This is a genomic window from Brakhagea baltica (assembly GCF_052161605.1).
GTDB lineage: Bacteria > Planctomycetota > Planctomycetia > Pirellulales > Pirellulaceae > JBKCUI01.
Map to the genome: position 1 here is coordinate 910,165 of NZ_CP197409.1, position 15,414 is coordinate 925,578.

The 15,414-nt window shown below is 50.0% G+C and carries 6 protein-coding genes; 2 read left to right on the forward strand and 4 right to left on the reverse strand.

What is annotated here, in order from left to right; all coding sequences use genetic code 11:
- The first annotated feature begins 13 nt into the window (after positions 1 to 13).
- Complete coding sequence (locus tag SH449x_RS03625) at positions 14 to 97, forward strand: hypothetical protein (protein WP_482381806.1); 84 nt, start codon at positions 14 to 16, stop codon at positions 95 to 97.
- Positions 94 to 3,123: a thioredoxin family protein gene (locus tag SH449x_RS03630; RefSeq protein WP_482379956.1), complete on the forward strand. Its 3,030-nt coding sequence runs from the start codon at positions 94 to 96 to the stop codon at positions 3,121 to 3,123. The genes SH449x_RS03625 and SH449x_RS03630 overlap by 4 nt, the downstream gene beginning before the upstream one ends.
- Positions 3,124 to 3,665: 542 nt before the next feature.
- Here SH449x_RS03630 and SH449x_RS03635 read toward each other — a convergent pair.
- The 4 genes from SH449x_RS03635 to SH449x_RS03650 all read right to left on the reverse strand — a co-directional run bounded on the left by SH449x_RS03635 (position 3,666) and on the right by SH449x_RS03650 (position 15,357).
- Positions 3,666 to 4,193, reverse strand: coding sequence for a macro domain-containing protein (locus SH449x_RS03635; RefSeq protein WP_482379957.1), 528 nt, complete (start codon positions 4,191 to 4,193; stop codon positions 3,666 to 3,668).
- A 17-nt stretch (positions 4,194 to 4,210) separates the two neighbouring features.
- The gene (locus SH449x_RS03640; protein WP_482381807.1) at positions 4,211 to 5,266 is read right to left on the reverse strand and encodes an ADP-ribosylglycohydrolase family protein; all 1,056 of its coding nucleotides are present in this window, start codon (positions 5,264 to 5,266) and stop codon (positions 4,211 to 4,213) included.
- Between the two features lie 171 nt (positions 5,267 to 5,437).
- Complete coding sequence (locus tag SH449x_RS03645; RefSeq protein WP_482379958.1) at positions 5,438 to 5,896, reverse strand: cupin domain-containing protein; 459 nt, start codon at positions 5,894 to 5,896, stop codon at positions 5,438 to 5,440.
- Positions 5,897 to 5,982: 86 nt separating this feature from the next.
- Entirely contained in the window at positions 5,983 to 15,357 is a 9,375-nt protein-coding gene (locus SH449x_RS03650) for a DUF1583 domain-containing protein (protein ID WP_482379959.1), read from the reverse strand.
- Between the last annotated feature and the right edge of the window lie 57 nt (positions 15,358 to 15,414).

Sequence of the window (15,414 nt, forward strand, 5' to 3'; positions counted from 1 at the left end):
GTCGCGGCGAGAGATCATGGAACTCTTCTGGGAGCTTGGCGAAGCGACTGTCAATGATATCCACGAGAGAATATCCAAGAAAGGTCGTAAGCGATGAACGGTCTATTTGTCCAATGGTCATTGACCGAGTTCATTGCTGGGTTGCTCGACAAGCGTCGCGAGCGAACAACTAGCCTTAGCGGTAGTTCTCGGGCGGTTGTTGCCATGCTATCGGCTTGCTTGAGTGCTGTTCTGTTGCTCAATTTTAGATGCGATCTGTTGAACGCCGCATCCCTAGAGGCTCAACCTCCGAGTGCTCAGGAACAGTCATTCACGACCGATCCGAAAGACAATATTCGCGGCGCAGGCGATCAATTGGAGTTCCGCCTACGAGGTAGGCTGCTGAGCACGATTGAGCAGCCTTTAATAAATCCTTCGGTCACAGTAGGCACTTCTAACAACGAGCTTTCCTATGCCGCAACTGTAGTTGGTGATCAATACGAGGTGTGGGTACCAGCGAATTCGTTTAAATGGTTTCGACTCTCGCTTGAGGGCAAATCAGAGGATGGCCGAAGAGCTGTCGTGTCGCTCGACCGAAGTGGCCTGCGAAAGTCGATCAGCGAAGGCGTGGATATTGTTCTCCAGCAGCCGAATCGCTCGGTCAAGATAATAGTGAAGCATAATGATAAGCCTGTTCCCAATGCGCAAGTCAAGGCCATTGCTAATGGCATTCTGTTTGTCAAAACTGACGCGAACGGACAAGCGATGCTCAAGCTGGGTGCCAACTACAATATCAGCATGTTCACGGCATGGACCGAATCAGGCCTGCTGGGTGGTTATCAATTTTATCAGTCGCCACCGCGCGACCAAAACGCCAACGAGCATGTGATCGAACTGCTCGAATGTCGGAATAGACAGATTCGAGTTATCGATACAGACGGATCACCTGTGGCAGGAGTTCGGCTCAAGCTGCAGGTTGCAACACCAAAGCATTACAACTATTTCGGAAATCCCACCGATTGCGAAGTCATTACAGACGTCACTGGCACTGCAATTTATAAGTGGTTTCCTAAGCTAGAAGACGCTCATCACTATGCCGAGCTTATAGGTGAGCAGGATTGGAGGCTACACTCGCAAAGCAATACCGATGATGCAGTCAAAGTCATAGTCACAAAACCAGCGGCACGCGTACGAGTCGAGGGGCAGGTATCACGTGGAGGCCAGTACGTCGGCGGAGTGGTCGTGGAAGCGCGGAGCTTTCAGGGTGAAACAGAGGGTCACTCGGATGTACGTACTGTCATCGCCGATCGAGAAGGCAACTTTAGCTTCGATGCACTTCCGAATTCTACCTATGCAATGTACGTTATGGATGATGAATGGGTTTCCGAACCCCAGGTGTTCATACCTATTGATCCCGTCACTGGCGCGAAGAGGTCACCCTATCTCATGGCATTAGACGGTCACACCGTCACTGTACTACTCACATCAGGTCCAAACCGGAAGCCCATTGCAGGACAATCCGTCTCCTTTGTTTCAGAATATGATTACTCATGGAAGGAGAACGGTGAAAGGCAGTACGGAGTGACACATCGCCAGATCTTCGCCACAACGGACGAGCAAGGTGTTGCAAAAGCGATGGTGCCCTTGGGAAGTCTCCGCGCGAGTGTCTATACATCCTCGTGGCGCACAGAGTCTACGATTGATGTGGTAGCTGGCAAAGTGAATCAAGTTGAACTGCATCGCAATCAGGACACGGTGATCCATGTCAAAGGACGGATCGAGCTGCCTCCTTTCAATTCGACTGATCTAAAGAAAGTCTCTGTTGCGATACAAGCCATCGATGGTCAGGTGTCTGAGGAGTTCACGCCAGCAGTGAGCGAATCAGGGCAGTTCAGCTTTGATACCAAGGCTTCTATGGTCGGCTGTTTCGCCTACTCGGCCGATGGACAGTGGGCAGCAGTAAAGGTGGTTGAGGGACTGCACCAGCCCTTCACTATCGAGCTTCAGCCGACGGCTTATCTCAGCGGTCGATTGCTAGATGGTGAAGGGAAGCCAATCGCCAATCATCGCGTCAGTGCGAATCCAAGACTCGAAAATCGGACCATGGAATCAAGTTCGTCAGGCTTCTCGCGATCAATGAAGGGTAAATCCATAACTACCGAAACTGATGCTGACGGCAACTATCGAATAGGACCGCTGCCACGACAGATTGAAATTGGTCTATGGTGTGATGCGACTAATCCCACAGAATACAATGGCCGCAAATTCTTGGGCAATTACTTCATCGAACTTGATGAGCAGCGACCTCCACAAGTCCATCGACTTGGTTCCGAACCGAGCGTGCCTTCAAAGCTGGCAATCGAAGAACGCTTCGCCGAAGTTTTGCGTGACGCTCGACTAGGTAGCTTCCATACCATGATCATTTTGGCCGATACTACAGAGGAACGATGCAATAGCTTCGTTCAAGAGAATCTCTTGAACTACGATGCCAACATTCAAGTTGCCAACTACATGCAAATGCGATTCAACACCGGAGCGTCTGGCAGCGAGCAAAGCAAGGCGTTTGTTAAAACCAAAAACTGGCCGATCCCAACGGAGGGAAACGTGGTAGCGATTGCTCTCGATGCCATGGGAAATGAGCTAGGCCAAACAACCATTGACATATCAGCGGACGATGCCAATGACCAAGTCGTGCGCTTCATTGAGAAACACTCGCCACCTGTCGTCGATGCTTCGCAAAAGTGGAGCGAAGCCTTTGCTCTCGCCAAGAAAACGAATCGACGCGTTTGGGTTCGCATCAGTCAGCGATACTGTGGACCATGTTTTCAACTGAATCGATGGTTGGACGATCATCGAGCGGTGCTTGAGAAGGAATTCGTTTTGCTCAAGATCGACGATGTACGCGACGACCACGGGATGGAAATTGCCAAGGAGATTACGGGCGATAAGCCTTTTGGAGTTCCCTTCTTCGCGTTCTACGACGCCGACCAGAAGCTGCTAATCGATAGTGTGGGACCAACAGGGAACATCGGATCCATTTCAGGCTATGAGGGCAAACGACATTTTCGCAGGATGCTTCAGAAGGTCCGACAAACGCTAAGCGAGGCCGAGATCGAGCAGGTCGTTGGTAGTATCCAGGACTAACGCAAGCAGACTATCTGACCGCTTCGTCTGACGATAGTTCTACGATCATACCATCTCGCCAGATAACAATCTCGGTATTCGATTGGCGAGCCCGCTCGATGACTTTTCGGTAGGACGCCTCGAACGCCGGATCTGCTTTAGCGATCAGCGAGTCTGGAGAGTTTGTCTAATCATTGGGTGCGTCCTTACGATGCAATTGAGCATGTTCCCATCCATTGTATTCCAAGACAAGTTTTCTTTCACCCTAAATCTCAGCGAGTGGAATTGGCGTTTAGAAACTCACGGCAATTGGCGAACGTTGGCAAGAATGAATTTGCAAAAGTTGTTTTACCAGCGTCATTCGGCCCAGCAAGGATATAGATCGTCGCTTGCGAAGGTTCATCGACACGATTTGGTCTGCCTCGGATTCAATGTTGTGAAGCTCAGCAAGGTACTCTGCGATTTAATCGGCTTTGCTCCTGTCGTTGAGCCGTTGTACGAAAAGCACCACAACCTGGATCGCTCTGCCGATCCGAGTGCTAACCGTTTGACCGACGGAGCGGTCATCCCGACACCATTACACCAACCTTGCATAACGCTTCCTGGAGTTCTATCGCGTGATCTTCACGACGAACAACGAGATTTAGCGTCAATCTTTCCAAGCTAGACTTCTTGAGAACAGATGCGATGGCAATTCCAAAGTCACTAATCGACATTGGCCCATAGCCAGTAGCAAGCGTTGGTGACGAGACTGTGAGAGCTTGCAACTCCAAAGCCATGTCTAGCGCCTTCTCAAAGGCAGTTCCAACAAGGTATTTGGTGGAATCATAGAAAGGATCAATCGCAATCGCATGAAGAATATGTTTGAAAGGCAACGTGTAGGCATTGCTTCGCACCACAGTACCGGCAGGCAATGCAGACATTCCCTGTTGTTTCAGTAGTTCATGAAGCTCGGTCTGTAGATCTGGACCGACTGCTTCTCGTATCGCGCCATTGACTCCGCCTGATAGATTTAACCAGGGATTCGCTGTTGAAATGAGCACGTCAGCGGGCACGCTAAGAACATCTCCTACTTTGATAATGATTTTCATCGATAAATCTCGCGCCTTCAGGAATACGGTGGGCCGAGCCGCCGAAAACCATGACAAAGTACGATCGCCAGAAAGAAAAGATTTCTTAGGACCACAGCAATCGGATTCAAGCTTGGAGCACGAGAGGCTTGTGAACTCGGCCAAGCCTGTGACAGTGCTGTCCCGAGCGATTCCATCCATCTGATGCTCCTTGGCCAGTCCGAAATACCGCTGATCAGCTCGGTAGGAATACCTTCCTTACCAACGTGTGCTCCGACGATGCCACCAACGATTGCAGCGGTCGTATCTGCATCACCACCACATTCAATTGCTGCGGTCACCGCCTTTCGAAAGTCGTTCGGAAAGGAAAGCCAACAATGAATCGCCACCGGCACTGTGTGATAGGTGTACCCCGAAACACCGCGCCCAAGACCAAGTGCATTCGCATAGGTCAAAGTCGGTTCGTTCTGCGCGACAGATGCAATCGCAAACCGCAGCATCTCAATCAAATCGGCAGCTTCGCTGGGCAAGGATTGTGAAACGAGCTCCAACCATCGTTCTGGATTGACTCTGTCATTCTGCGACGCTTCGCGAGCGGCGAGTGCAACTGCGACAGCTCCAAATTCGGCTTTTGGATCCGTATGCGTTAAGCGAGATGAGGCTCGAACGTATTCGAGCAACTTTGGAACGTCGTCAATCGTCGCACCGAAAATCGCAGCTCGCATGGCGGGACCGTTGCCTGCAGAATAGCCCCCGGATTTCGACGGACGGATGCCAAGCCACAGCTTAACACAACTGCGAGCGGTTGCTTTTCCAACGCCTGCAGGCAGGGCCAGAATCCACCAACGCAATCGGGCTGCAAATCGTCTCGTGAACGTATCAACGTTATCGCCGGACTCGATGAGAGACTGCGACACCATGCATGTATGCTCGGTATCGTCCGAGATCATGCCATGTCCGAATACGAATCGATATCGCACTGGCGAACCCAGTAGCTTGCGAGCACGACTTGGGGACATTCCTTCATAGGGCAAGCCTAGAGCATCACCCACAGCGGTTCCTAAGATGCATCCGATGATCGCCTTTTCATTCACCATTAAGCTGTTTGCCTACGACAGTTTGATCCTCGATTTCGAACGGAATCTATTCTAGCGACTTACTATGGTTTCGGTTATAGCCTGGCATCTCTCTTCCCTAAACGAGCCATTCAGGGAGAGAATCGTGGAGTTCAAAAACTGCACCGAATCTTAAACCTGCACCGCATTTCAAATCAGTACCGTATCTTCGTGTTCGTAACCGGGTGCACAACAGCAGAGCAATCTGAGTTCCACTTGGCCCACATTCGTGATATGGTGAACGGCCCCAGGCGGGATAGCTATCGCATCACCGGGGCCAACTTGACGAGTCTCGCCATCAATGACCATGCTGCCCGAACCCGCGAGGATAAAATAGATTTCCTCGGTGTTTGGATGATAGTGAGCTTGCGTGGCTAAGCCGACGGCGATTCGAGCTTCGGCCAAGGATTGATTGCGGATACACGAATTCCGATGAGCCAAGAGTTCTCGGATTTCCGATCCATCCATAGTGATAAAAGCTTTTGCGTCATTTAGGTTTTGAATATCCATGAAAATATTCCGCTCTTCTCGCGTCTCGTTGATGGCAGCTTCCGTGTATTCGGGGGAGTGAACAGCAGACGAGTTTACTTGATAAACCGCCCCGATCATACCCAAGTCCTATCCCTTTTTGACCTGACATGTTGAGCTCGTAGCTTGGGCAGAGTAGTCAATCGTAAGGGGATCCACAATCCGAGCTATTCCCATAGATTGGCGGGCAAGAATTCAGGCCAGGTACCTCGGAGCTCCATGTTTCGAAGCTTGCAACCTTGGCTTCCCGCCGGGGTGTAGATTCCCGGATATGTTTGCTCGTTCGGTGATATTTCAAGCCGACCTACTTCCTCGTTGTTCACTCGTACCAGAACGATGTCTCCTTCCCTTGCAAGCTGAACGTCGTTCCATTCCTTCTCACGGAGCTTCGCCTGTTTACTATCTGTCAGGGAGAATCTCTTCCCAGCTTCAGCTTGGAGCCAGTGAGCATCGTCTTTCGTTACGAGGAATTCTTTCTTGACGATTTCCCCTTCGAGATGAATAGCTGTTCGCCCAAGTACGGGAGTTGGCACAGCCTGTCCTTTGTCGTACCAAAACGAGTAACTCCATGTCTCACTATCGTCAAGCGGGCGTTGATAGGATATCCAACTCCACTCGGTCTCCTTTTTCGATTCCATCGCTGGAATACGAATTGCCTCTTCTTCCAGCGTCCAGGGTTCGGTCTCGGTAATGGGGGTGGGTACATATTGCCAACCAGCTTCAGACAATCCGCCAACCCTGAACTTGGGATCGACAGACAATTTGGGCAAGGCAGTTACGGTGTACTCACTTGACCATCCAGGCAGCGACGGATGTAACATTCGAACACTCTTGGCAATTCGAATCGGTTGGTTCGGTTCTAACGATTCAAGTCGAATGCCTCGAAAGGATTTCGAATTGGAGAGCAAAGAGTGAATTCCGAAAAAAGGAAAAGAATCGAACCCATCTGACGCGACCTCGGCCATCAAGCTTCCATCGATTTGAATCCGCAGCTTGCCTTTTTCTCGTGTCAATTCCCATCGAGTCATTCCAGGTGTCTTGGTGGCATCCGATGGGAGAAGAAAGAACTGGCTTCGATAGCCAAGATAGCCAAACGTAGCAGCAGTGCCCGATGTCGAACCACTCAAGCCTCCCAGGGACGGCGCCCCTAACTGTTGACTGGTATGCGAGGCTTCCAACTGAATGCGAAAGTCTCCCGATAGAGGGTATTTCAAAAACAAGGATTCTCGCAATGGACCATAGACATTTCGTACTTCCGTTGTTTCTTGCGGTTGATTTGACTCGCGATCTACCGACCATCGACTCTTTTGAGCAGAACCGAATCTCGCTCCCGCTTGTACGTTGTGTGAGGCTGACAGCCAATGTCGCAGCATATCGTTGTTTTGAGAATTAGAAGCATCCGCTTCTTTTCGATACTCGTCTCGTATTTGGTAAATTCTAGCTGAGAGGGCCCGTTCCCATAACGCGTCAGCAAAGGATTGCAGTGGAACAAACAACCTGTCGGCTTTCTCAAGCTGGTTCGTCGCAAGAAGCCTTTCGTAGAGTGCAGCAAAAAGCCACGGCGTTGAATTCGTATAGTCACTTAAAGGGCTAAATTCCTTGATTTGGACCAATGATTGCAGCGCACTATTAAAAGTGGACTCGGATGTCTCGCCGCGACTAACGGTTTCGTACCATGCTTTCAGCGCAGGCAAAGCTTTATATTCAGAATTCTCCAGTTGCTGAATTCGTTTCTCTACTTCTTCCAACCGCCCTAGTTGTTTTGCGTCTTCGACCAGGTAGTCCAAGAGCCCAACGATGTACTGCTTAGCGGGAAAGGACGTTATCTTGGGGGGCGATGTTCTGGCCCACGATGGCGCTAACTCTGTTGGACGCGAACATTGAAAGTGATGTACAACCGTCGGTGTATTCGCTGGATCGTCGGTTACAAGCTTATTTTCTACTAGCAACCTTGGTAGCAATAGCTCGAATCGCTCTTCTGCGGTCATGGAGTCGACCTTATCAACGATGTCTGGGATACTGTCGCGGACCATCATGTAGAATAACCCGTATCTTTCCGGGGTTTGTAGGCCGCGTTGGATGTAGTCGAGCGCCAGATCAACTCTTCCTCCTTGAAGTAAAGCCTTCGCTCCAATGGCTAGAAGCTCATGGCGGCTTTCTGGAAACGCTTTGATCATCTTTTCTAGAACTTCTGTCGACGAACCGTCGTTGTGTTTCGCGAGATGTTCCATGGCCTCCAATCTCGCCATCTCCATAAACCTTTGGCTGACCAGCTGATCGTTGTCTCTTCCAAACACACTGAGTAACTCGTTTGGTAAGGGGCCTTCCTGCCACGCTCTGGCCAATCGCATGGCCAGAATCCATGAGAGCAATTTGACCTCGGTCGTGGTGGCTTGCGACTTTTGCGATTCTTCGAGTAGCTTCAAAGCACGCGAGCGAAATTCGATTAACTCATCATTCGATCGTAGTGTCGATTCCTCCAGCAGCGCCAGCGAGAGTCGATCTTGGATCGCCTCTGTTGTCATGGAACGCTGGCGAATTCTCTCTTGCCTCGCAATTCGCTGTTGATCCGTTTCCGATCGTTCTCGTAGCCCGATGGAGTCGAGATCAGGCATCTTCACACACTGTTTGAGAACTGTGGGAGAGCCAATAACTGAACCGCTTATCTGCAATTCCTTCGTATTCAACCAACCTAACCAAACGGAATCGGTCCGAAGAACTTGACTGTCCACAAGGTCGTTGATTTCGCTTGATGGAATTCCACCTTTCTCCCAGGCACGAATCAAATCAACCAATCTTTGCGATTCCTCCCATTCACTGGTGAAGGGAACTGAATAAACGATCTGAGGCTGACGCATGTACGTAACGATTCCTCCCACCTGTGGTGCCGCTTCGGTGGCTAGACCAGCTATCTTGCGAATATCCTTTGCGACTTTTGGCTTTTCGGCTCCTTCATGCTTAACAGCAGCCATTTTGGGAGAGGTCTTGAACAAGTCTACAGAACTCTGCACCGCTCCTCGTTCAGCCAATCGCAAAGCCACGTCGTACTTCTGGCTCTCTCGAATCGAACCGTTAGCAAACCCATCCAGTACTTTTTTGAGCCAGGGATTTGAATTGCCCGTCAATTCGGTTTGGTCTCCTTCTAAGCCTAAGTCTAACGCAACTTGATATTGCAATGGGGATTTCACCTGTTCAGGAGACTCGCATATCAATTGCCGCATCCGCTCTCCACTCTTCCGCGTGCCTTCCAACTTTAAGGCCTCGGAGGCGACGTACCATAGTACGTTCCCGTGCAAATCTAAATTGAGAGGATTCGATCTGTTTAGCTCGCACAACTGATCCGTCCAACTTTGAACAAGATCATTTTGCTCCAGACAAATCGCGATGCGGATCATGCCGAGTTTCGAAACAATGGAGTCACCGCTCCACTCTGAAATTTGTTGAATCAGATTAACGCGTAGCGAGTTTAACTCCTTCTGCTGGTCATCCGGTTCGACTCCCTGCGTGTCAAGTGGGCGACCTACCTTTTCAAGCAGTCGCTCCATGGAGCATTGATAACGATCGCCAACATCCAAGTGCTCGACGGTAGGTTCCATGAGCATTTCTAACCTTCTTTGCCCCGAGTCGCCTTGCCTAGTCACCTGCACTAGATACTCAATAGCGGTCGATTCCTTGAGAGCGGCATTGATACTTGCTTCTAGTGAATCAGCTGCCCGAGAGGTGAAATCTGCCATGGGATCTCCTGGCTTGTTTGCATTCTTCCTCATCGCCCGTAGCAACTGTATGGATTCGCCAAACAAGTTGTTCTCAATAAACAATCGAGCACCAGACTCCACTTGGGAGGCAAAGTTCATATTCGTGTTAGGCTTGAGCACCCACTCGTAATACGCTGCTATAAATTCATCCCGTTTCGTGTACGCCTTTTCCGCCGTCGCAACCTTGACATACAACTGGACAAACGTCGAATTGGTGAAGGGCAATTTCGTGGCGGCAATGTCCAGTAGCATCATGGCTTGCGATTGGAGCTCAGCGTATTCGTAGATTGACTCAGCCAGCGAAACAAGATTGTATTGCCGATCCCCAGGGTTGAAATCGTTTGCGATCTTTCTCGCATCATCCCAACGTTTTTCCCGAATCGCGAATTGGACTAATAGGTCAACGATGATCGGACGACTCGGATCTGACTGATAATTTTCTTCGGCAGCTTCTTTCAAGGAGTCAAGATTCGCAGGCTCTTTTTCTAGAATGTCTAAAAGGACACTTGTGAGTAAAACAGGTTTTGGCCCTCGGATTCGATAAAACGAACCGATATCCCGTTCCGAAGGGTTTCTGATGAGATCGATTAGAGTATCGGTGATCTTTTTGCGAGTCTCGATACTGCTCTTTTCGGTTAAGTAACGATAATGGGCAGTCTGACCTCCCTGGTTGAAAACGATGAAGCCATAACTCTGAACGAGTTTTTCTATCAATTCATCGGCAAGAGCTTCGTTCCGGCGTTCCAGATTCGCGATGAGCGTCCCATAGGCACTTCCCCAACCTGTCTTCTCAACATACGGCAACACAGCCTTTGTGATAGAATCAGCTCTTCCAGGGTCGGAGTAATCAACGACCGCATCTGACCGAAGCTTAGACCAGGCTTTGGGATCCTCCTTGAGCAGTTTCTCGATCTCGGCGAGCGACAGCTTCTTCACACTGCTCCCCAACGGATCCCTCACATTTAACGTATCCGTTTTAGGTTCTGGTTGATTAAATTTCTTTCGAAGCTCCCTTTCTAGAGAGACATCTCCCATCGCTGCTGCAATATTGGCCAGTTGTATTGCTGATCGCTCAAATGCCGGGGAAGCATCAAATTGCCTTTTCAATTCGTCACGAAGAGGTCCCAACGCATCGGCTCCCTTCAAATAGGTAATGGCTTCCTGACGGGGATCGGGCTGGTTAGAAATCCTGTAGCCGGTGTTCGAATTCCAATACGCTTCGAATGCCGTTTTGCGAACAATTTCGTACGCAATTTCAATAGCTGATTCTTTAGCCCCGAGACCATCATAAACATTCATTACATCGCGAAGGCTCGTGAATGGAACTCGAAATCGAATGCTGTCCAGAAGCTCACGCCCTTTTTCAGGGAGCTGTAATTCTCCCAAGGTCTTTGCAAGCTTGATTTGGTCCGCCATCGACAGTCCGGTGGTCGCCATGGAGGTTGCAACCCGCTGGCTCAGCTCAACGTCCCCTGTCTTAAGGGACGCTTGCAGTCGCAGTCGCGTCAGTCCAGAATTTGCAGCGAAACTCGTGGGCGCAATCCGATCACATTTGGCCAAGCACTCTGAAAATCGACCGTCTCGATAATCGATACCCGCAGCAACCAAGTCTACGACGTCTTTGGCTTCGATTGCATCTTGCCAACGAATCAAATACTTGTCTCGGGCGTCACTATTTCCTCGAAGATGTTCAACATAGGCCACAGCCGCACAATAGACTGCTTGACGCTCCTTGGAGTGAACGCCGTTCGGTGCATCCGCAATTTCCCGGAGCTCCTCTAGCCAACTCTGGTTGCGTTCTGTATTAGTTGGCTCGCGATGAATGACGGTAATAGCTCCTTGTAATTCAATCGGCAGATAAGGAGTTAAATCAAAGATACGGCTGTTAGGAAGAGTGCTGCCTACTCCTCTGTCGCTTTGGATGGCATAAGGCATATCGATCAAACTGACGAAATGACTCCTCATGGATTTGGATAGTTTCGCGACCTCGGTGGCTTGCGTGTCCAAGTAGTAAATTAACAGGTCTCGCATCATGTCGGGCGGATCCAGCTCTTTAGACAGGCACTGCCCAAAAAAGGAGGGAAGGTAATTCGCTGTCGTGTAGAGCTGCGTAGCAGGCTGAAGCTCGGTTAGCCGCCTACCTACCATCATCAACAGCTTGCTGTTCTTTTGAGTCTGGCAAAAATTTACCACCGCATTGCGGACACTTCCGTCACGGGTGTTCAGCGCGATCCTAGCAATCTCCTCGGCTTCGGCCACTCTCCCCTTCTTTGTTAGCTCATTGAGAGCCTTTCCAACGGGGACAAAGTAGTTGTATCCATCCTCTGGAACACCGTTGCGTAGGACCTCGACCAGCAATTCCAGATCGTTAGCTTCGATCAATTTCTGATTCGGATCACCTAGGTTTGAGGTAATGTACATATCCACTCCCTCTCGATTACCCCTTCGCCAGGATTCTATGGCCAACGCCCGAAACTCGGGCGATTTGGGCGTCTTCGAAGAAAACTCGTTTGGTTGGACGCCTGGTGTCGTTAACTCTAAAATCATCGCTTGCTTCAGCTGTTGATCGGTGAGCGTACCGGCCTTCAAACTAGCCTGGTACCTCGAACTGAGTTCGGACCGAGTATCCGCGTTTAGCGAGTAATAAACGAGTCCCTGGGCTGCACCTCGCAACCCCACGATGTTTCGAATGGGCCCCCAATCACTCACATACGACGAATTGGAATTTGGTAACTTGGCCTGGTCCAGTTTGGTGGTCATACCAACTGCTGCGTTCAACTCTTGTTGCAGTAAGCTGCTCTTGGTCCCGGATTGAAAGTAAACGTAGTTCCCTTTCTGGATCGTAGTCGGAATCATCGAGTTAAAGTCAAAAGCTTCAGACTCTGTGTTATTGAGAATTCGTCGAGCTGCCACCAATGCCTCTTGGTTTAGTTTCTGCTCCAAGAGGATATACATGGCGATTCCCTGGATCTCCCAAGGAGCCTGATCCGATTCGGCTATTTTCTTCGCGTACTCAATCGCTGCGGGTATGTGTTTGCCAAGATACAGATACTCCATGGCCGTATTGCGTATACTAATCTCCTTGCTAGTTCGCACGAGATCCAGGTAGATATCGCAAGCTCGCTCTCGATCACCGGCGTAGTTATAAAATTTGCCCAACACGAGTCGATTTTGATCGCTCGGGTCTATCTGAAGCAGACGCTCTTGCCAAGTAATCATTCCGTGAAAATCGCGATCAAGCTCCGAAAGACTTGCCAACATCTCAACAACTGATGGGTCAAAACTGTCACTTTGTGCAAGGGGCTCCAGAACGGCCCTCGCTTGACGAAAGCTTCGAATGGCTTGAAAAGCATACGACGCCCAAAGCGCCGCCAGCCGATCCGATTGCTTTACTTTGGCAATCTCACTCAGCTTATCGGTCAACTCCACCATCCTTCGTCGTTGCAAGTACAGGGGAGCTAACTTCTGGATAACCGAATTCTGTTCGGCAAGACTCTCCGACAAATCAAACGCTTTCCAATAATTGGCAATCGCCTCATCGGTTCGACCAAGCTTGACGGAAGATTCGGCCACTTGAATGAAACCGACGCGATACGTCGGATCTTTTCGAATGGCGACGTTCCATAGCTCCACTGCCATTTCGATTTGATTTGCGTCGACACAAACCAAAGCACAGTCATTCAGATCTTCGCTGCTTGCGACGGAATTCGCTAAGATGTTTGCTGCTGCCTCGATAGCTTTGGTTGGTTGCCCAGTCTGCAAATAGAAACGAGCCAGCTGTTTCTCCCATTGGTTGCGGTTCTCCGGATGGTTCGCAATCAGTTTGTCGCAAATAGAAATGGCTAGTTTGTATTGCTTTACGTCACGGGCAATATCCAAGGACTTGGTTAGCTCCAAGTACCTGTTTGGTGAATCCACGTTCAAGTTCTCAACGATACTATTTACCAACGCGAGACCCGTTTCCTGTTTTCCTAACTTGCAAAAGATACTCGCTGCAGTCAACTGATCTATCGGGGCAGTGGACGTCGCCAATCCCTCTGCGGTAAAATCCGTCCACACAGCTGTGTCCAGTTCTGCGTTGAGTATCTTCGTAAGTGAACTAAAAAACAGATCGCCCGAATCCGCGTCCACGCGATTCATGGCATCTCGAACGGCAACAGTAGCTTCTCTGTCTTGCTTAGTCGCAATCAAAAGCTCAGCGGCGACAAAAAAATCGCTGACCACGACCTGGCTAGGTGCATCCTGGCTCGCACGCATTTCATCGAGAATGGCCGTCGAGATATCGATTGCCTCAGGATAGAGTTTGTGCCTGCGGAACAGCTCTACTAATCTGCGTCTCTGTTTGATATTGTCATTCGGCGGGTCAGTTAACTGCTTCCAAGCGGCTATGGCCTTTTCTTTTTGACCCGATTTCCAATAAAGCTCGCCAAGCTCATTGCGAAGCTCCAGGGCCAAGTCAGCGGATTTGGGTTCCTTGGCACTGAGAGCAATTCCTTTTTGAAGCCAGTCGATGGCCGGCTCCCAAGCCTGTATGGTACTCATGGCTTCAGATACGCGAAGAATACTTGGCACATCGTCCTGCATCTCTTTTGGGAGCGAACTCCAAATCTCGACCGCCTTATCGACGTTCTGGTTGGATGCCCGATAGGCAGCATCCCCCCATTGGATTCGATAGTCCAAATCGCTTGGCTGTCGCATCACCAATCGTTGCCAAGCTTCAGCCGCTTTCGACCAGTCCTTGCGAGACTGGTACTGTTGAATCAGAGCTGTCTGCAATTCGATGCTGGTAGGAGACCGAAGTAGTGCGTCCCGCAACCTTTGCTCTGCGAGTTCCGGTTTGCGAAGATAGAAGAACGCCTGAGCGAGTCGGATTTCGGAGTCGATGTCTTCGGGATGTTCCTTAAGCTGGTTCAGCAGATACCGAACCCAGCCATCGAAATCGTTACTGGCCATAAAGATATTTTCAATCCGACGCCGCATTTCCTTGAACCGCCAACTGTCAGGCTTGAGCTGAGATGCGATCCGTTCATAAGTTGCGATGGCATCGACGGCTTTGCCAGATTGAGCCTGCAAGGCCGCAGCAATGCATTCAAATTCGAACCGACGATCATTGTCTTTGGATTCACTCGCGAGGATTTGGAATCGCCTCAGTGCCTCAGGCAGATTGCCTTCCGTTTGGTTTATTTGAGCGATGCGTTCGCTAACCAGTAGATCCTTTGGAAATGCATTTTCGAGCCGCTTCCATACTTCAGCCGCCTTGTCACGTTGTTGAGTCCGAAGATATAGACGCCCAAGGGACTCTTCAATTTGCAGTCGTTCGACTTTGGTCGGATTCTTCGTAAGCGCACGTTCGAATGATTCGATCGCATCCGATGTCTTACCTGCGAAGACTTCAGATTGAGCCCTGTATAAGCTGAGCATTGGCTCTTTGGGAGCGAGCTCTTCGGCTTTTCGGAGCCAATCGATGGCAGGCAAGTCTCGACTGCGTTTGCTTTCCAGCAATCCTATGACCGCGAATACGTTGGCAGCATTGGAGCCCTCTTTATCAGCAGTGGATTCCAATAGTTTTAAGTAATCGTCTAGATCGCCACGTTGAACGTGCGCTTCGTAAACTTTGTCCAATGCAATCCCCTTCTTGGGGCTTCGCAGCAATACCGATTCAAAACGTTCAAGCGATCGCTTGGAGTCTTCTTCTGATTGAGATGAATCCTGTCCCAATATCGGCGTAGAAAACGGCAACGAAGGGACTAACCAAAAAGCCAAGATCAACATGAATCGGACGTTCATCGACATTCTCCCGTAAACGAAGGTGTGATCAATCGAGACCGATTGTACCGAGCCGTA